The sequence below is a fragment of the Halocynthiibacter namhaensis genome (genome assembly GCF_000812685.1).
Lineage (GTDB): Bacteria > Pseudomonadota > Alphaproteobacteria > Rhodobacterales > Rhodobacteraceae > Halocynthiibacter > Halocynthiibacter namhaensis.
The window spans coordinates 146,578-164,119 of sequence record NZ_JWIF01000056.1 but is presented as its reverse complement, the minus strand read 5'-3'; the positions used below and the strand labels follow the sequence as shown (position 1 = coordinate 164,119).

20 protein-coding genes and 1 pseudogene are annotated in these 17,542 nt (G+C 53.3%); 3 read left to right on the top strand and 18 right to left on the bottom strand.

Annotation, left to right across the window (positions count from 1 at the left end; all coding sequences use genetic code 11):
- Window positions 1-14: 14 nt before the first annotated feature.
- The 5 genes and pseudogenes from RJ38_RS08800 to RJ38_RS19420 form a co-directional block, all read right to left on the bottom strand.
- On the bottom strand, window positions 15-455 hold the full coding sequence (locus RJ38_RS08800) for a MarR family winged helix-turn-helix transcriptional regulator (RefSeq protein ID WP_039018481.1): 441 nt from the start codon (window positions 453-455) through the stop codon (window positions 15-17).
- Window positions 452-1,297, bottom strand: coding sequence for a carbon-nitrogen hydrolase family protein (locus tag RJ38_RS08795; RefSeq protein WP_039018480.1), 846 nt, complete (start codon window positions 1,295-1,297; stop codon window positions 452-454). Before RJ38_RS08795 ends, RJ38_RS08800 begins: the two co-directional genes overlap by 4 nt.
- A gap of 3 nt (window positions 1,298-1,300) precedes the next feature.
- Window positions 1,301-1,558 (bottom strand): glutaredoxin 3, encoded by a 258-nt coding sequence (gene grxC / locus RJ38_RS08790; protein ID WP_039018479.1) that lies wholly within the window; start codon window positions 1,556-1,558, stop codon window positions 1,301-1,303.
- A gap of 37 nt (window positions 1,559-1,595) precedes the next feature.
- Window positions 1,596-2,087, bottom strand: coding sequence for a ComF family protein (locus RJ38_RS08785; RefSeq protein ID WP_337588973.1), 492 nt, complete (start codon window positions 2,085-2,087; stop codon window positions 1,596-1,598).
- A gap of 45 nt (window positions 2,088-2,132) precedes the next feature.
- Window positions 2,133-2,330: pseudogene (locus RJ38_RS19420) on the bottom strand (double zinc ribbon domain-containing protein); the annotation flags it as partial.
- 48 nt (window positions 2,331-2,378) lie between these two features.
- Here RJ38_RS19420 and RJ38_RS08780 point away from each other — a divergent pair.
- On the top strand, window positions 2,379-3,206 hold the full coding sequence (locus RJ38_RS08780; protein WP_039018478.1) for a methyltransferase domain-containing protein: 828 nt from the start codon (window positions 2,379-2,381) through the stop codon (window positions 3,204-3,206).
- 21 nt (window positions 3,207-3,227) lie between these two features.
- Window positions 3,228-4,250 carry a ferrochelatase gene (gene hemH / locus RJ38_RS08775; RefSeq protein ID WP_039018477.1) on the top strand — a complete coding sequence of 341 codons (1,023 nt, stop codon included), beginning with the start codon at window positions 3,228-3,230 and terminating at the stop codon, window positions 4,248-4,250.
- A 57-nt stretch (window positions 4,251-4,307) separates the two neighbouring features.
- Here hemH and RJ38_RS08770 read toward each other — a convergent pair whose 3' ends face one another.
- On the bottom strand, window positions 4,308-4,889 hold the full coding sequence (locus tag RJ38_RS08770) for a L,D-transpeptidase (RefSeq protein WP_039018476.1): 582 nt from the start codon (window positions 4,887-4,889) through the stop codon (window positions 4,308-4,310).
- A gap of 173 nt (window positions 4,890-5,062) precedes the next feature.
- On the opposite strand from RJ38_RS08770, the gene dalA reads away from it, so the two are divergent.
- Complete coding sequence (gene dalA / locus RJ38_RS08765) at window positions 5,063-5,617, top strand: divisome-associated lipoprotein DalA (RefSeq protein ID WP_039018475.1); 555 nt, start codon at window positions 5,063-5,065, stop codon at window positions 5,615-5,617.
- Between the two features lie 59 nt (window positions 5,618-5,676).
- On the opposite strand, the gene RJ38_RS08760 is transcribed toward dalA, so the two are convergent.
- The 12 genes from RJ38_RS08760 to tsaD all read right to left on the bottom strand — a co-directional run bounded on the left by RJ38_RS08760 (window position 5,677) and on the right by tsaD (window position 17,514).
- A complete protein-coding gene (locus tag RJ38_RS08760) occupies window positions 5,677-6,075 on the bottom strand; it encodes a L,D-transpeptidase family protein (RefSeq protein ID WP_420319412.1) in 399 nt (132 codons plus the stop codon).
- 199 nt (window positions 6,076-6,274) lie between these two features.
- On the bottom strand, window positions 6,275-7,489 hold the full coding sequence (locus RJ38_RS08755) for a class I SAM-dependent RNA methyltransferase (protein ID WP_039018473.1): 1,215 nt from the start codon (window positions 7,487-7,489) through the stop codon (window positions 6,275-6,277).
- Window positions 7,482-9,341 carry an ABC transporter ATP-binding protein gene (locus RJ38_RS08750; RefSeq protein WP_039018472.1) on the bottom strand — a complete coding sequence of 620 codons (1,860 nt, stop codon included), beginning with the start codon at window positions 9,339-9,341 and terminating at the stop codon, window positions 7,482-7,484. The genes RJ38_RS08755 and RJ38_RS08750 overlap by 8 nt, the downstream gene beginning before the upstream one ends.
- Window positions 9,328-11,178, bottom strand: a complete 1,851-nt coding sequence (locus RJ38_RS08745) for an ABC transporter ATP-binding protein (RefSeq protein ID WP_039018471.1) — start codon at window positions 11,176-11,178, stop codon at window positions 9,328-9,330. The genes RJ38_RS08750 and RJ38_RS08745 overlap by 14 nt, the downstream gene beginning before the upstream one ends.
- A gap of 114 nt (window positions 11,179-11,292) precedes the next feature.
- Window positions 11,293-12,450, bottom strand: coding sequence for a CCA tRNA nucleotidyltransferase (locus RJ38_RS08740; RefSeq protein ID WP_039018470.1), 1,158 nt, complete (start codon window positions 12,448-12,450; stop codon window positions 11,293-11,295).
- Complete coding sequence (locus RJ38_RS08735) at window positions 12,447-13,046, bottom strand: CoA pyrophosphatase (RefSeq protein ID WP_039018469.1); 600 nt, start codon at window positions 13,044-13,046, stop codon at window positions 12,447-12,449. The genes RJ38_RS08740 and RJ38_RS08735 overlap by 4 nt, the downstream gene beginning before the upstream one ends.
- On the bottom strand, window positions 13,043-14,032 hold the full coding sequence (gene hslO, locus RJ38_RS08730; RefSeq protein WP_039018468.1) for an Hsp33 family molecular chaperone HslO: 990 nt from the start codon (window positions 14,030-14,032) through the stop codon (window positions 13,043-13,045). The genes RJ38_RS08735 and hslO overlap by 4 nt, the downstream gene beginning before the upstream one ends.
- Before the next feature lie 324 nt (window positions 14,033-14,356).
- Entirely contained in the window at window positions 14,357-14,740 is a 384-nt protein-coding gene (locus RJ38_RS08725; protein WP_039018467.1) for a DUF1761 domain-containing protein, read from the bottom strand.
- A 21-nt stretch (window positions 14,741-14,761) separates the two neighbouring features.
- Window positions 14,762-15,184 (bottom strand): EVE domain-containing protein, encoded by a 423-nt coding sequence (locus RJ38_RS08720; RefSeq protein WP_039018466.1) that lies wholly within the window; start codon window positions 15,182-15,184, stop codon window positions 14,762-14,764.
- Complete coding sequence (locus RJ38_RS08715) at window positions 15,184-15,456, bottom strand: YciI family protein (protein WP_039018465.1); 273 nt, start codon at window positions 15,454-15,456, stop codon at window positions 15,184-15,186. Before RJ38_RS08715 ends, RJ38_RS08720 begins: the two co-directional genes overlap by 1 nt.
- 1 nt (window position 15,457) lies before the next feature.
- Window positions 15,458-16,420, bottom strand: coding sequence for an NAD(P)H-dependent glycerol-3-phosphate dehydrogenase (locus RJ38_RS08710; RefSeq protein WP_039018464.1), 963 nt, complete (start codon window positions 16,418-16,420; stop codon window positions 15,458-15,460).
- Window positions 16,417-17,514 carry a tRNA (adenosine(37)-N6)-threonylcarbamoyltransferase complex transferase subunit TsaD gene (gene tsaD / locus RJ38_RS08705; protein ID WP_039018864.1) on the bottom strand — a complete coding sequence of 366 codons (1,098 nt, stop codon included), beginning with the start codon at window positions 17,512-17,514 and terminating at the stop codon, window positions 16,417-16,419. Before tsaD ends, RJ38_RS08710 begins: the two co-directional genes overlap by 4 nt.
- Window positions 17,515-17,542 lie beyond the last annotated feature (28 nt).

Sequence of the window (17,542 nt, the reverse complement as noted above, 5' to 3'; positions counted from 1 at the left end):
GCCTTAATCCCAACTTAGTCCTCGTCCAACTCATCACGTAAACTGCGCAAAACAGGCAATGCTGCCCGGATTTTTTCAGGTCCGATATCATGCACCGCGTCCCCAATCACAGGGGTGATCGCATGCAAAGCCGCGTCACGCGCAGATTTGCCCGCAGGGCTTATGGACACAAATTTGCGCCGCGCATCATCCCAATCTGGGCGAATATGCACATATCCAGCCCATTCCAGCTTGGACAAAGTATTCGTCATCGCGCCCTTGGTGACATGAAACGCACGGGCCAATTGTGCTGGCGATTTCTCGTCTTTCACATGCGCAAGATGGTTCAGCACCGAGAAATGCGAAAGTTCCATCCCTTTGGGCAGCGCCTTCGACAATCGATTGCGCGCCAGCTGCCCTGTCATGAAAACTTCCGAAAACAGGGCAATTGCAAGGGGATCTGATCCGTCGGTCACTCAGAAACCCCTTCTGGTCGTTCGAAATTTCTGTCGTGGGACAAAGTTGGAATGCGCCCCCGTGCGTCAGAAATCTTAGACATGTCCAAATCAACCATTGTCACCCCAGGATCTTCCCCGCCATCGACCAGAATCTCGCCCCACGGGGCAACCGCCAGCGAGTGGCCATAGGTGTATCGCGCCTTGCCCGTGCTGACCGGGTGCTTGCCACATTGGGCAGGCGCCAGCACAAAACAACCGGTTTCAATCGCGCGCGCACGCAATAAAACATGCCAATGCGCAGCGCCTGATACCGGTGAAAACGCGGCAGGTCCGGTAATGATATCCGCCCCGGCATGGCCCAGCGCGCGATGCAATTGGGGAAAACGCACATCATAGCAAATCGTCATGCCAACTTTGCCAAAGTCCGTATCCGCAACCACAGCCTGCGCGCCTGGCCGATATCCCGCTGATTCGCGGAAACTTTCTTGTGCATCAATATTCACATCAAACATATGAATCTTGTCATATCGCGCAACGATATCACCCGTAGGGTTGATCATAAAAGACCGATTGGCAAAACGCCCATCTGCGTCATCTGTCTTCAGCCCCAACGACCCGATCAACACCCAAAGGCCGAGCTTGGCAGCTTCATCGCGTATGCCAGCCAGTGTAATATCTTGATCTTCATGTTGCAGGACTGATTGCTGATGATTGCGACTGTTCGATACGCAATTCGTCACCTCTGGCGTCAGCACAAAAGATGCGCCATCTGCTTTGGCCTTGCGCATATATCCAAGCACATCCCGCAAATTATCTGCGGGAATGTCAGATGATGACAGCTGTATCAGCCCTGCACGCATGATTTAGCCGCCCAACATGATATCAAGAACGCCTTCGCGCTCAAGGCGATGCAAATCATCATTGCCACCAACATGTTCTTTTCCAATGAAAATCTGCGGAACCGATGTCGCGCCCTGAGCACGTTTTGACATGGCAGCACGCACAGCACGGTCCCCCCCAACGTCAGTTTCCTTATATTTCACACCCTTTTTCGCCAAAAGACGTTTCGCAGCGTGACAGAACCCACAGGTTTGGGTGGTATAAATTTCAACGGTTTTCATCGCGTGATCCCTTCAGTTTGTATTAACTTATAGGGATTTAGGCATCCTTCGCAACGCGTGCCAACACAACTACGTCAACTCGTGACGCACCGGAAATTTTACAGGCCTCTGCACAGGCCTGTAAAGTCGCCCCCGAAGTCATCACATCATCCACCAACAACACCGGGCGCCCAGCGCATCTGATCTTGCGCCTGGGGTGAACAAAAACATTTCCTGACATGATTTTCGCGCGCTCCACCGTGGTTTTTCCATCCATTGAAGGGGTGCGATGCCTCCGAATCAACAGATCCTGACAAAGGGCCACTTCCGCTGTTTTACTTAAGGCCGACGCCATGAGAGCCGACTGATTATACCGGCGCTTCAACAGGCGTGACCAATGCAGTGGAACAGGGGCCACAAGCGTTTTCCCCGTGATCAAATCCTTGGCCGCGTCTGCCATCCATTGTCCAGCTGGTTTGCCCAGATCCGCCTTATCGCCATGTTTCAGCGATAGAACCATGTTCCGGATATTCCCACCATAAAGAGCCACCGCACGCCCCCGTTGCCAAGATCGCTGAACGTTAAGACACTCATCACATTTCAAACGTCCTTCGCCTAATTCGTTATCCGGCTCTTCTCCGGGCAAGGGCACACCGCAACAATCACAGATCAACCCGCTGATAAACGGAGTTTCGGCCCAGCATTGCGCGCATAGCCCACTGTTCATAGTTTCAACGGTGGCATTGCATGTTATGCATTGGGGCGGGTAAAGGACATCGAGCGCTTTTTGCATCATCACCTCAGGCACAACCTTCCACGGCACGCCCTTCCGGAGAAACGGATGAACGAACCAGATAGACTAACCAATCGCCAACACCTGCTGCGCAATCGCGCGCGTGCCACGGCAATGGAAACGCCAGCGACCTTCCTTCTGGAAGACACCGCGCTTGAGATTCAAGAAAGACTCAACGAGGTTAACAGGTCGTTTAAATCCGTGGCAATTGTCACAGGATTTCCTGATTTTTGGGCGAATTTCATGCCGAACGCCCATATTGTGCCGGATGACGACATTCTGGCCCTTGCGCCACAGCAATATGATCTGGTCATTCACGCGTTGTCCCTACATTGGGCCAACGACCTTGTCGGTCAACTTATACAATGCCGTCGCGCGTTAAAAGCTGACGGTTTGTTCCTAGGCACATTGTTTGGCGGTCAAACTCTGTCTGAATTGCGCAGTTCCATTGCCGAAGCCGAAATTGACCTGACTGGCGGCCTGTCCCCCCGCGTCGCCCCAATGGCCGAGATCCGCGAACTGGGTGCGCTATTGCAACGTGCGGGATTTGCCCTGCCCGTTGCGGACAATATGCCGCGTAACGTCACCTATGGCGACGCATTCGCTTTGATGCGTGATCTGCGCGCCATGGGCGAAGGCAATGCCATTGCTAAACGGATTACGGCACCCACGAAAAAGGCTCTATTTCAGGGGATGTCGGACATTTATGCGAAAAACTTCCCTGCCCCGGACGACCGGATCAAAGCAACGTTTGACGTCATAACCCTAACCGGCTGGGCCCCACATGACACACAGCAACAGCCGTTAAAACCAGGGACTGCAAGACAAAGCCTTGCAAACGCGTTAAACACAGCAGAAATCAAACTACCAGAATAGCGTCAAGCGCCAGGACATATTATGCTGCCAAACAACCATCCAACGTTACCAACCGCCAAAACTGGCATTCTTGTGGCCAATTTGGGCACGCCGGACGGGTATGATTACTGGTCCATGCGACGGTATCTGGACGAATTCCTATCTGATCCACGTGTTGTTGACACGCCGCGCTGGAAATGGCTGCCAATTCTAAAACTGATCATTCTATCATTTCGGCCATTTACCTCGGGCAAAGCGTATAAATCCATTTGGAACGAAGATCAGGGCGAAAGCCCCTTGATGACCATCACCCGCGCCCAAACCGACGCCTTGCGTGAACAGCTGGCCGCGCAATATGGTGACAAGGTCCAAGTCGAGTTCACGATGCGTTATGGCAACCCTTCAATCGTGTCTAAAGTGCGCGAAATGGTGGAAAATGGCTGTGAACGTATCCTGTTTTTCCCGCTGTACCCACAATACGCCGGGGCAACGACCGCCACAGCAAATGACGCGTTCTTCGCGGCTTTGAAGAAGGAAACCATGCAACCCGCATCGCGCACGGTTCCGGCATATTTTGCACATCCCGCTTATGTGGACGCGCTCGCGACATCTGTGGAACATGCATACGCCCAGATGGAGACGCGCCCAGATCACTTGATCGCGTCCTATCACGGCATGCCACATCGGTATTTAACCCAAGGTGATCCCTATCATTGCCACTGTGTGAAATCGACCAGACTGCTGAAAGAACGGCTTGGCTGGGAGGACGGTGAGATCATCTCGACCTTCCAATCCCGCTTTGGTGTCGAAGAGTGGCTGAAGCCCTACACAGTTGAAGAAGTCGCGCGTCTGGCAAAGGCTGGCAAAAAGAACATCGCGGTCATCGCACCTGCGTTTTCCGCGGATTGCATCGAAACCTTGGAAGAGGTGAATGAGGAAATCGGGGATGCGTTCAAGGAAGCCGGCGGCGAAAGCTTCACCTATATTCCCTGCCTGAACGACCAAGACATCCATATCCAGGCCCTGACACAAATCATCAATGAAAACCTGCACGGCTGGGTTTAAGCTGGGCATGAAAAAGGGGGCAGATGCCCCCTTAATACGTCTCTATTTCAGGTGGCTTTAGATCAAAAGAACCTGTGTGCCGTTTTTCGTCAGCGCGAATAATTCAGCAATATGTTCGTTGTACAGGCCGATACAGCCATTTGACGAACGACGCCCGATTTTACGCGTGTCTTGCGTGCCGTGGATCCGGTAATAGGTCCAGCTTAGGTACAAAGCATGGGTGCCCAAGGGGTTTTCCGGGCCAGGACCGATGTAATCAGGCCATTCAGGGTTGCGAATCTTCATAGACGGCGTTGGTGACCAGCTTGGGCCATCAACTTTACGCACGATAGACGTCCGACCACGACGGGTCAGTTCTTCATTCATTGGAACAGACGTTGGGAACAGTTTGTAAACCGTTTGGTCTTGGTTCCAGAAGTGCAAAACGCGCGACGTGGTATCCACAAGAATCGCACCTTTGTTGGTATTTGCGAAGTAAGGTTCCCAGCTGAGCGCCCGAAAGCTTGAGATATTGTGGCTCACAACTTCGCCACCGGTTTCTGCCGTCTGCGCGATAACAGGCGTCGCAAGCGTAGCTGCGGCCAAGGTGGAAGCCCCGGTCAGAAAGCTCCGGCGATTGATTTGATCTGGTTTAAACATTTTTCTGAACCTGCTTTGGTCTTCGGTGACAACGAATTTGGGCCGACATTATTGCGGGAATGCCGCAGTCGCAAATCAAACAAGCGTTATCCCGCCGATTTTACACGATGGTGCTTTGAAATACACGCTGCTTGGGCTTAGACGAACACCAGACAAACCATAGGTGCTTCACAATGAAAAATATTCTGGCGTTGTTCGCCTCTCTGATCCTTATTCTGGGTGCCTGCACGCAACCGACCCCGTCCATTGGCCCTGATGGAAAACCTTTGCCACAAGTCTATCGCATCGGAAACGCGTCCCAAGTACAGTTCCGCATGTTGGATTCCGTGAATTCACTGCGTTCCGCCGCCGGCCTTAGCCCCGTCCAGTTGAACAGTGCGCTAAATGCAGCGGCCGCGACCCATTCCAAAGACATGTCCGTCCAGAACCGTCCTTGGCACTTTGGGTCTGACGGTTCATCCCCACTTATTCGCGTAACCCGTTCCGGTTATGTTGGCTCGCTACTGGGCGAGAACATCTCAGAAACCTATGAAACAGAGCTTCAAACCCTCGCTGCGTGGATGGAACGTTCAGACACGCGCGATGTGATCTTGGCGTCTGGCGCGACGAATCTCGGGTTTTCGTGGTCACAGGAAGCCAACGGAAAGATCTGGTGGACATTGCTGATCGGCAACAACACTGCGCCAACCCTGCAAGTCACTGCATCCGCAGCGGCCATCCAAAATTAATAAACTCATATATGTAGAAAAGGCGGGCCCAGTTGCCCGCCTTTTTTATTGGCATCTTTTTATGGATATATGGTGATCGGCGTTCCGACACTCACCATTGAATATATCTCTTCGATTTCTCGGTTAGAGACAGCAATACAGCCCCAAGTCCAATCTGTGCTGCCATCTGCCGTACTGCCGCGGCGGGGGGCACCGTGAATGAAAATATCGCCACCCGCGCTGGCACCCAATGCAGCCGCAGCGGATCTGTCCGCGCGATTTGGATATGAGATTCCGACACTTAGGTGAAAACGGCTGTTCGGGTTTTTACGATCGATCTGGTAATGCCCTTCCGGGGTACGCCCATCGCCCTCAACCCGTTTATGGCCAACGGGGGCAAAGCCCAAACGCACACGATAACTGCGCAACACGTCGTTGTTATGAAGCAGGCGAAGCTTTCTACGCCCCTTATAAAGCACGATCCGCGTTACTTGGGGGCCATTGTACCCGCGAAATTTCGTATCTCTGCTACTGCACGCCGTGAGAAATGAGCTAGCCAATAACCCGGCTAAAAATGTTGAACGCTTCATAATTTCGGAACCTGTTTTCTTTTTGAATAGGTCACATCGCTCTAACGACACAACCCATCCTCTGCATTCATTCGCCCAGCGGGATCACTTATCTGTGAAATCCCGCTGTGATTTCCACATGTGATGACCAACGGAACTGATCCACAACCTTCACATCGCGCATCTCGAAACCCGCTTTTAGCAAGACTTCGGCATCGCGCGCAAAGCTGACCGGATTGCACGATACCATTGCGATGGTTTTCACTTTTGACTTCGCAATTTCAATCACCTGAGCCTCGGCACCCGCCCGAGGTGGGTCAATGATGATCGCGTCAAACCGATTCAATTCATCTGGCAATAGGGGCCGACGGAACAAATCACGGGCTTCCGCAGTCAATGTTTTCAATCCATGTGCCATGCGCCAGGCCGCTGTCAGGCTGGTGACCATATCCTTGTCGCCCTCAACCGCATGCACTTCTGCATTCTTCGCGGCAGGTAAGGAAAATGTCCCACAACCCGAAAACAGATCCAAGACCTTCTTCGCACCAGAAACAGTCTCTAATGCAGAGGAAACTAGACAGTCTTCGCCCTCTTTCGTCGCCTGCAAGAAGGCCCCAGCCGGAGGGGTTACACTGTACCCTGCAAATTCCAATACGGGGGTGTGCTGGGCGGCAACAGGTTCATCATCCCACGTCAGGCGCGCCACCCCCGGATGAACAGACATCTGCGCAAGCTCAGACAGCAATGCGCCATCAGCAGGCTTGCCACCCTCTGCGTGAATATCGATACCGGACATGGTTTCCGTCACTGCAAACCGCATCGCACCCTTACGCGTCGCACCCGCCACCGTCAGCATTTCCAAAAACGGGATGATCTCCAGCAAAGCCGGACGCAACACAGTGCATTTTGGAATGGCAATGACCGTGTCAGAACCCTTCATGTGGAAGCCAACCAGCGCGCCTTTTTTGGTCCGGCGACCAGAAAACACAGCACGGCGGCGCGAAGACACAGGCGAGGTCACAACATCATCAATATCAGTGTCTATTCCGCGGGCTTTGAACGCATTTGCAACGACCGATTTTTTGAAATTCGCCACGAAATCATCTGATGCATGCTGCAAACCACAGCCACCACAGCTGCGCGCATGCGAACACGGCGGCTTTACCCGGTCTGAGGATGGCGTCACGATGGAAGGGTTCACAATGCGGTCTTTCTCAACCGTGCCTGTGATCACTTCGCCAGGCAATACGCCCGCCACGAACAAAGGGCCTTCAACGATGCCATCGCCCTGGTGTCCAAGTCGTTCTACTGTAAATTCACGCAACCTCTGTTCCTTCTATGCCGATAAAGCCACCAGACTGTCGCCCCCAATACCGCGCATAGAGACCATTTTGCAAAAGCAAATCCGCATGTGTGCCAATTTCTGCAATTTTGCCCTGATCCATGACCACTATTCGGTCCATCCGGGCAATGGTCGATAGTCGATGCGCGATCGCAAGAACGGTCTTTCCGTCCATCACTGCCTCTAGGGCAAGTTGGATCGCGGCTTCGACCTCGGAATCAAGTGCGCTGGTGGCTTCATCCAGAACCAAGATCGGCGCGTCTTTCAAAATGGCCCGCGCAAGCGCAATGCGTTGCCGCTGTCCACCGGAGAGTTTCACGCCGCGTTCGCCCAAAAACGCATCAAACCCACTGCGCCCCATGTGATCACGCAAATGCGCGATAAAGTCCAACGCCTCGGCTTTTTGAGCTGCGGTGCGCACCGCATTTTCATCCGCATCAGGTCGGCCATACCGGATGTTGTCAAAGGCCGTGCGGTTAAACATAGCCGTGTCCTGTGTCACCATCGCGACCTCGGTGCGTAAACTATCTTGCGTCACAGTCGCAATATCTTGGCCGTCGATCAAAATACGACCCTCTTCTGGGTCATATAGGCGTAAAAGCAGTGAAACCAACGTTGATTTTCCCGCACCCGACGCGCCCACAATGCCGATTTTCTCACCGGAAGACACGGTCAAATTCAAATTCCGAACCCCGCCAACTTCCTTACCATAAGCGAACCCCAAATCCTGAAAACTGACCTCACCATATGGTACGGTTAGCTTTTGCGCGTCGGGGTGATCCACCAATTCATGGGCCGGGCTTAGGGTGTGCATCCCATCTTCTATTTCACCCAAATCGCCATAGATCCCCATAAGGGTCCAGCTGACCCAACCTGTCATCTGCGACAGCCGAATTGACATGCCGCCAATCGCAGTCAGATCACCGCCAGTGACCCCGCCTTCTTGCCAACGCATCAACCCGTAAGACAACATTGCGACCGGCAGTAACCCCGCCAAAATGATCAATAAGACCCGAAACAACACCGCAAGTGCCGCCCATTCTATGGCCTTGTTGCGAAACCCAGCGACGGCCTCATGCGCTGCGCGATCCTCATGGGCGTCATGGGCGAACAGTTTCACCGTCTTGATATTGGTAATTGTATCAACGATTTGCCCCGTAACCCCTGCACGTGCCCCAGCTCGCGCGGCAGATCGCAGGCGCACCCGGGGCAGGAAATACCGCAGCAACACCAAATACCCCAGCAGCCAAACCAACATGATCCCGAGCAGCCCCAAATCAACGCTGCCCGACAGAACCAACATCCCCAACACAGCCGTGACCGCAAATGTCATCGCATTGACGGTTTCTTGGGTCACCGAGACGATTGAATTGGCAGTCTGCATCTGTTTCTGTGCGATACGCCCGGCGAAATCATTGTCAAAGAAATCAACAGATTGCCCCAATGTATGCCGATTCAGCCGCATCATCACTTGGGCAAACAGATTCGGCATCATTGCAATGGATTGAAACCCCGTCGCCAAGGCAAATGACAGCGGCCGCAACACCACAAGAATGCCGAATGCAGCCAATAATATTCCGGTGTTTTCCCCCCAGAAATCGCCTCCAGGTTGGAACAATGTGACCGCATCAATGATGCGGCCCAACATAAACATGATAAGCGCTTCAAATATCCCACCCACAGCAAACCCAACTGCGGCCAGGCCAATCACGGGCCAACATCCCTTTAACGCCCACCCAAGGAACGCCCCCAATCGTGCGGGGGGCGGGCCGTCGGCTGGGATTTCTGGGTCAACGCGGTTCGCAAACCAATCGATTATCTTATTCGTTTGCATTTTGTTCCTCATGCCCCAAAAATCCACCGGATTGTCGCGCCCAGAAGCTTGCGTATAAACCCTCTTGTGCAAGCAGTTCGTCATGGGTCCCATCTTCAATAATTAGACCCTGATCCAGCACAATAATACGATCCATGCGCGAAATCGTTGAAAGGCGATGGGCGATGGCAAGCACGGTTTTGCCCTCCATCATTCCGTATAACGTGTCCTGGATCGCCGCCTCAACTTCACTATCAAGGGCACTGGTTGCCTCATCTAAAAGCAGGATCGGAGCATCCTTTAGGATCACACGCGCAAGCGCGATACGCTGTCGTTGCCCACCAGAAAGCTTTACGCCGCGCTCGCCAACCTCGGCGTCATATCCGCGCCGCCCCTCAGGGTCTTCCAGCTCCAAGATGAAATCATGCGCTTCGGCCTGTTTCGCGGCTGCAATCATTTCCGCCTCGGACGCATCTGAGCGACCATAAAGCAGGTTTTCCCGCACGGATCGATGCAGCAAAGAACTGTCTTGCTGAACCATCCCAATTTTGCGCCGCAAACTGTCTTGTGTCACCTGCGAGATATCTTGCTCGTCAACGGTGATTTTCCCGCCATCAACATCATAAAACCTTAAAAGAAGCTTCACGAGGGTAGTTTTCCCGGCGCCCGACCGCCCAACCAGACCAATCTTTTGCCCGGGTTCTACGCGCAAATCGATACCCGATAGGCCACCAGTATCCCGCCCATACCGATGGACCAGGGATTGCATCTCAATCGCACCTTCTTTGAATTCCAAAGGCTTGGCACCTGGCGCATCCGTCAAAGTGATCGGTTGTGCGATGGTTTCCATGCCCTCCGAAATCACGCCAAGATTGCGGAAGAAACTGGACAGTGCCCACATGATCCAGCCCGTCATCGCGTTCAATCGCAGACATAATGCAGTCGCTGCGGCAACAACGCCGACGCTGGCACTGCCCAGCATCCAAAGCCAAACAGCCCAGCCAACAACCCCAACAATCAGGAACCCATTCACTGTCACCAACATCACATCCATTTTGGTGAAGATCCGCATCTCTGCCTGAAAAGTTTTGCGCGTATTTTCAATCGCTTCCCCCGCCCATTTGACCTCAGTTTCGTCATGGGCGAACAATTTCACAGAATGGATATTGGTATAGCTGTCAACCACACGCCCCGTCACAACAGACCGCGCATCAGATGCCGCCTTTGACGCGGGTCCCACGCGGCGCATCGTCCAACGTACCAACAACACATACAGCACGAACCAAGCCAGCAGAGGCAGAACCAAACGAATATCTGCCCCCAACAGCAAAACCGCAGCCCCTATCAAATAGGCGACAGCAAATGTCATGGCATCAAATACCTGAAATACCGCTTCACCCGCTGCGGGAGGGGTCTGCATGATACGGTTGGCAATACGCCCGGCAAAGTCGTTTTCAAACCAACCAACCGATTGACGCAACACATGTTTATGCGCACGCCATCGGATCAGCGTCCCAAAGTTCGGCAAGATGGTATTGTTCAAAAGGGCGACATCAACCATTTGAATAAGCGGCCTTAACACCAAGATGAAAGCCGCAATCGCGATGAATTCCCACATGTAATCGCTGCGCACAACATCTGGCGGCAAGGTGGTCAACAGATCCACGATACGCCCCATGTACCAGATCAAACCTACTTCAATCGCAGCAACAAAAATCGACACGATCGCAGTGATCCAAAAGACCTTCACAAAGGGGCGCGAATTGGCACGCATAAAGGGCCACAGCTTCGTCGGTGGCACATCCGTTTCAGGGTAATCCGTGTAAGGATCAACAAGACGTTCGAAAAAACCTAACACAGTAAATAGCTTTCAAAATCCAGAGAGAGGGAACATTTGACGAATATGCACAGGGAACACCACGCCCGTCACTTTCACAAGCGGATTTCATACCTCATTGTGCCTGGGTCGAAATTATATCTTAGAAAGCAGATCTTCCTTGGTTTCTTGGAAATTCGAAGCGATCCACACTGCTTCAAGCGCTTTCAGCTGATCCCCAAGGTTTTTGCCTGAAAAACGCGGCGTAAGATCTTTGGCAGTGATCGGGAAAGTGGCGTTGCTTGCCTCCCAAAGGCCATCCAGCGCAGTAGCCGAAAGCGGCATTCCAGACAAAACACCCCGCAATAGAGTCACATTTTGAGCACACTCATACCCATTGCGGTAGGCCAGTTCAGTGATTGGCGTCAGAGAGGTCATTTCTTGGCGTAACAATTCCAAATCACGGGCATGCGCTTTGGACAGCCGCAATTTTTTGGCGACATCTTCCCCACCAATAATTGCCAGACGACGTATGGGATTGGGGGGCAGTGTTTCTTCCAGATGCACCAAAACCGCAAGCATGGACACATCGGCGCCCGGCAAGATGCGCAACATCACACCCATCTGCTGCATCGCACAAAGCGCGGGTGCTGGGTCCGGCGCATTTAACAGTTTCAACATCTCAGAGCCAACCCGTTCGCGCGAGAGGCTATCTAAGCCGTCCAAATTGGCAGCAATAGCAGCCAACGCCTCTGGATCAAGCCCTGCGGCGGCGTCTCCGTACCAAGCATAAAATCGGAAGAACCTAAGGCTGCGCAGGTAATCCTCTTGGATACGCATGTCCGCATCGCCAATGAAACGCAATCGTCTGATACGCAGATCAGGTAGGCCGGAGACCGGGTCGAAAATCACGCCCTGCGCGTCCGCATAAAGCGCGTTGATCGTAAAATCACGGCGGCCAGCGTCTTCTTCCATGGTTTCTGCGAAAGCGATCGTTGCACGCCTTCCATCCGTCGCCACATCACGGCGCAGGGTTGTGATCTCGTATGGGATTCCTTCACAGATCACCGTCACCGTGCCATGTTCGATCCCCGTTGGAATAACCTTCAAACCTGCATTTTCCGCAAGGTTAGACACTATTTCTGGCTGGGCATCCGTTGCGATATCAAGATCAGCAACAGGTTCCGATATCAGCGCGTTGCGCACGCATCCCCCAACAAACCATGCCCCATATCCCGCGCCGTTCAGCATCGACATGATCGTTCTGCTGGCGGTGGAGGTTAGCCAATTTTCGTCTGTAAGTGTGGTTTTCACAGTGACACCTGCGCCAAATGCCGCAGCATCCGCGCTGTGGCCCCCCAGATATAATACGGGCCAATGGGCACCGTGTAATAGTATCGCTTCAAATTTTGCCAAACACGCGACTGGATCTGATAATTATCAATCGCGGTCACATGCGCCAAAGGCACCACGAAAATCTCGGATACCTCGCCAGGTTCGGCTTTCATTTCATAGTCGCCATGCACCAAACCAACAACAGGCGTGACCAAAAACCCTGTAACAGTCTCATGTTTGGGCAGCTGCCCCAGAATTTCCACCTGTTCAGGGGGCAGCCCGATTTCTTCATGTGCCTCTCGCAAAGCCGCCGCGACCGCATCCGCATCTGTGGCATCAACCTTGCCCCCAGGGAATGCGATCTGCCCTGGATGATGTTTCATCCCTGACGCGCGTTTCGTTAAAATGACACAAGCTTCACCATCGACATGACACACGGCAACCAAGACCGCCGCTGCACGCAATTTCCGACCTGCTGGCAAAGCCATGTCAGGGTTCAAATCAAAATCGGACGACGCTGTTTGCCCCCGCGTTACCGCATCCCGCAAATATTCTGTCGTCCGATTGTTGCTCATTCAGTGGCCTTTGCGTCTTTCCCAACAGTCTGCGGATCCAACACATATTGCGCGCCACAGAATTGGCAATCTGCTATGATCTCGTTGTTTTCTGTTGTCATATGAGTCAGTTCTCTGGCCGAATAAATTGACAAGCTGCTGCGCACTTTTTCTTCTGAACAGGGGCAACCAAACTTCACAGATTGCGGATCATAAACACGCGGCGCTTCCTCATGGAACAAACGCACCAACAGCTCAGCCGGATCAACCGTTGGGCCAATCAGTTCCAGTTCCTCCACGGTAGACAGCAAAATATTGGCGCGGTTCCAGTTTTCCTCGGCGTCGTCATCCAACAGATCACTTGCAGATAGAACGCCACCTTCGCCGCTTCCGCCCTCATCCGACACAGAAGGGGATGCCTTAGGCATGTGTTGCAACATCACACCGCCCGCACGCCACGCTTCCGCGTCACCAGGCAAGGTTGAACGACCCGAGGTCAATTCAAATCTGGTCGGCAATTGTTCAGATTGCGCAAAATAGGTTTCTGCACATTTGGTCAAAGACCCGCCCGCAAGGGGGGTGATTCCCTGATAAGGCTTCATGCCGTCGCCTTGGTCGATCAGAATGGCAAAATAACCTTTGCCAATCAGATCAAATGGCGTGTCGTTTTCGTCCAAACGATCTTTATCAAAACTCGCCCATGCGCGAAGACGCGCAGGTTCACCACCTTTTTCAGCCCCGTAATAATCCGTCGCCAAGATGCGCGCAGGCCCATCGCCGCGCACTTGCAAGGACAGTTTCCACCTCAGATCAATCGTCTGACCGATCAGCGCCGTCAGCATCGCCATCTCAGCAACCAAAGCTTCGATTTTCTCGGGGTAATCATGCTGCGCTAGAACTTGGTTCAGCAGCCCATCGAGGCGACAAATCCGGCCGCGAATATCGGCTCGGTCAAGCTGGAAGGGAAGAACGGTATCATCCCAGGCGAGTTGAGTGGTAAAAGACATCAGACATTCCTTGCGCTGTTGTCACAGAAATACTCTGTCTGCCAAATTTCAGCAACCAATTCGCAAAATCGCATCTCAGGTACTTTCACACGCCAAATTCAGCAGGCCAACCCTGCACCCCATTCACGGATATCTCTAAGAAACACATTGTATTTTAGAAGACTTGTCTATGGATGGCGCTTGTTTGAAAACGATAAATCTGCTTATCTGTTTCTACCGACCAGAAGGTTGGGACCTAATTTCAGAACACGTGTGTGGTGCTTGGGAGCGCACGGGGTGGAGGAGGGTCCCGGGGGGTCGGGATCCTCCATTTTATTGTTGTAATCAAAACAACGTGAGGACCAATCCGATAATCGCACATCCACCCGTTGCATATCCGCAATCAATCACGGTCAAGATCCGCGGGCGATTGCTGTAGGCATAGTTGGTTGCAATCCAAGGTGCCGCGATGAATAAACCAAGCCCCAAACCTGCAACAATCCCTTTTTCCCAACCGGAAATCCCCGCCAATGAGAACATATGGCGCATCATTCCTGCGACGAAAAGCAATGCAACAAATGAGATGATATAGGGTGTTTTTCCCGCGTTCTGCATGTCAGATTCGGACACGCCTGCGGCCTTCATCCACGGTTTCGCCAGCGCCATGTACCAGATCGCGCCGAAAGCAAACCCGACAACTGCCGCGACCAATATGTTCAAGAACTCCATCACAGATCTCCCTTATTTGGGTTAGTGTGCCGGAATTCCCGCCAATTCGCAAACCCGCGCCCATTCGGCCGGCGTAATGGGTTGAACAGAAAGGCGGCTGCTTTTGACCAAAACCATTTCGCTTAACTGCGCATCTGTTTTGCAGATTTCCAATGTAACCGGGGTCTTCACGGGATGTAGGGCCTTGATTACAACGCAATCCCATCGCGTGTCATCCGTGCTGCTGTCTTGGCGGGCCTCTTCGATCACTTCAACCACGCCAACCACGGATTTTTCTTTCAGTGAGTGATAGAAAAAACCACGATCTCCGATTTTCATGGCTCGCATATTGTTGCGCGCTTGGTAATTGCGCACGCCATCCCATTCTTCGCCCTCATCACCCTTGGCGACCTGGTCATCCCAGCTCCAGGCGTTGGGTTCAGATTTGAACAGCCAATACGCCATCAGCCAATGACCTTATTCCACACGGTCAATGACACGTCTTCAAACAGGCCCGCCTTGGCATATGGATCATTCGCGGCCCAATCTTCGGCCTGTGCCATATCTTCCACATCCAGAATCACCAGTGATCCACACATTTCGCCTGCGGCATCCAAAAACGGGCCGGCTTGCGCAACAATTCCGCTGGATTTGATGTGGTTCACATGGGCTTCACGATTTTCCAAGCGAATATTTAGGGCACCGGGTTTGTCCCGACCAACAAGGGCAATAAGCATGTTATTCCTTTCTAAGAGGGCGCGAAAGCAGACCTTCAGCCGCCTCTGCAAGAGTAATTTCCCCAAGGGTGAGCGCCGCAACAGTTTGCGTCAACGGCAGATCCACCCCGGCATTTTTGGCAAGATGCGCCACAGCACGCGCCGTGGCAACACCTTCTGTTGTGATCTTCGGGTCCGGGGTTTTCCCCGCGCCAACATCAAAACCATATTTATAATTGCGCGACTGATCCGAAGAACAGGTCAGTGTCAAATCACCAAACCCCGACAGGCCCGTCAAAGTTTCGGGATTTGCCCCCAAATGCACCGCAAGTCGCTGCATTTCAGAAAAACCGCGCGTCATGATCGCGGCGCGTGCACTTTCCCCAAGGCCTGCGCCGATCACCGCGCCACAAGCGATGGCAACAACGTTTTTCAACGCACCACCAAGCTCGGCCCCGACCATGTCATCCGTCAGGTAAAGCCGCACAACGGATGTGGACAATTCCTGCTGCAATACAGGGGCGGTTTTGTCAGCGCATGCAAGCGTCATCGCGGTGGGCAATCCCCCGGCAATATCGCGTGCAAACCCTGGACCCGTTAAGATCGCAGGCACGGAGTCAGGTGCGAATTTCTGCAACAATGCAGAGGTGCCTGAAAGGCTTTCCAACTCAATGCCCTTACAGCATCCAATCAACGTTTTTCCCTGCAATAGGATCTTATTTTCGCGCAGGAATTGACCCAGCTTTTGCATCGGCAAACACATTAAGATCTTGTCTGCTTGGGTGGCCTCGCGCAGGGATGATGTCGCCCGAAGTGCCGGTGATAAACGGACCCCGGCAAGGCGAGATGTGTTTTCATGCAGGCTGTTGATCGCTAAAACTGTATCTTCAGAACGCGCCCAAATCGTGACGTCTCGCCCGTCGGCTGCGTGGCTTTGCGCCAATGCTGTCCCAAAGGCACCCGCGCCAATCACTGATACCGTCATGCTTTTGCGCCCTTCTTGCCAGATCCCAACATAGATGCTTGCAACCGATCAAGCGGCCAACGCGGCCGCGCGGAAAGCGTCAAATCATCCTGTGCGCCTTCACGAAACCGCAACAGGCCCGCCCAGGCGATCATCGCCGCATTGTCCGTGCAATATTGCATCGCAGGCGCAGTAAACGTGACGCCTTTTTCCGCAGAAACAGTCTCTAACGCGGAACGAATTGCCTGATTTGCCGCAACCCCGCCCGCGACGGCAAGCGTTGCCTTGGTTGGGTTTTCATCCAAATAGATATCAATCGCACGACGCGTTTTTTCCGCAAGAACGTCACTGACCGCGGCTTGAAACCCGGCCGCCAGATCATTCACGTCTTGGCGGTGCAATGTGTTTTCATCTGTAATTACCGTATCACGCGCCCGTAAAACAGCTGTCTTCAAGCCCGAAAATGACATGTCACATCCCGGCCGATCCAAAAGCGGGCGCGGCAAGGCAAACCGTTTCGCATTCCCCGATCGTGCCGCCACTTCCACCGCTGGGCCGCCCGGTTGTGGCAACCCCGTGAGGCGCGCAACCTTGTCAAAAGCCTCGCCCGGGGCGTCATCAATCGTGCCGCCAAGCCTATGAAACTCATCAATGCCGCGCACAATCAAAAACTGACAATGACCGCCAGACACCAGAAGCATCAACATCGGAAAGGAAAGCGGTTCACTTAACCCAGGTGACAGCGCATGCCCCGCAAGGTGGTTCACCCCAACCAAGGGAACGCCACTGCCAGCACTTAGGCCTTTCGCACACATCACGCCGGATAAAACCCCGCCGATCAGACCAGGCCCCGCCGTCACCGCGATACCATCAAGATCCGCCAGTGCGACATTGGACGCGGCCAAAGCCCGTTCAACACAATGGTCAATGCGTTCCGCATGGGCGCGGGCTGCGATCTCTGGCACGACACCGCCGAAATTCGCATGCAAATCCGTTTGGCCTTCGATCACATTGGCAAGCACATCAGATATTTCACCAAGCGTGTGGCGGACAACCGCAGCGCCGGTATCATCGCAGCTGCTTTCAAGTCCCAGGAAGGTCAGAGTATTTTTCATAGCCATCATTTGTTGCGCGTTTATCTCT

Excerpts from the sequence above, each read along its gene's own strand:
- RJ38_RS08710 (WP_039018464.1), bottom strand. The coding sequence starts at position 16,420 with ATGACGGTATCAGTGATTGGCGCGGGTGCCTTTGGGACAGCATTGGCG.
- hemH (WP_039018477.1), top strand. The coding sequence starts at position 3,228 with ATGCTGCCAAACAACCATCCAACGTTACCAACCGCCAAAACTGGCATT.
- RJ38_RS08715 (WP_039018465.1), bottom strand. The coding sequence starts at position 15,456 with ATGCTTATTGCCCTTGTTGGTCGGGACAAACCCGGTGCCCTAAATATT.
- RJ38_RS08770 (WP_039018476.1), bottom strand. The coding sequence starts at position 4,889 with ATGTTTAAACCAGATCAAATCAATCGCCGGAGCTTTCTGACCGGGGCT.
- grxC (WP_039018479.1), bottom strand. The coding sequence starts at position 1,558 with ATGAAAACCGTTGAAATTTATACCACCCAAACCTGTGGGTTCTGTCAC.
- RJ38_RS08750 (WP_039018472.1), bottom strand. The coding sequence starts at position 9,341 with ATGCAAACGAATAAGATAATCGATTGGTTTGCGAACCGCGTTGACCCA.
- hslO (WP_039018468.1), bottom strand. The coding sequence starts at position 14,032 with ATGTCTTTTACCACTCAACTCGCCTGGGATGATACCGTTCTTCCCTTC.
- tsaD (WP_039018864.1), bottom strand. The coding sequence starts at position 17,514 with ATGAAAAATACTCTGACCTTCCTGGGACTTGAAAGCAGCTGCGATGAT.
- RJ38_RS08795 (WP_039018480.1), bottom strand. The coding sequence starts at position 1,297 with ATGCGTGCAGGGCTGATACAGCTGTCATCATCTGACATTCCCGCAGAT.
- RJ38_RS08735 (WP_039018469.1), bottom strand. The coding sequence starts at position 13,046 with ATGAGCAACAATCGGACGACAGAATATTTGCGGGATGCGGTAACGCGG.
- RJ38_RS08720 (WP_039018466.1), bottom strand. The coding sequence starts at position 15,184 with ATGGCGTATTGGCTGTTCAAATCTGAACCCAACGCCTGGAGCTGGGAT.
- RJ38_RS08780 (WP_039018478.1), top strand. The coding sequence starts at position 2,379 with ATGAACGAACCAGATAGACTAACCAATCGCCAACACCTGCTGCGCAAT.
- dalA (WP_039018475.1), top strand. The coding sequence starts at position 5,063 with ATGAAAAATATTCTGGCGTTGTTCGCCTCTCTGATCCTTATTCTGGGT.
- RJ38_RS08725 (WP_039018467.1), bottom strand. The coding sequence starts at position 14,740 with ATGGAGTTCTTGAACATATTGGTCGCGGCAGTTGTCGGGTTTGCTTTC.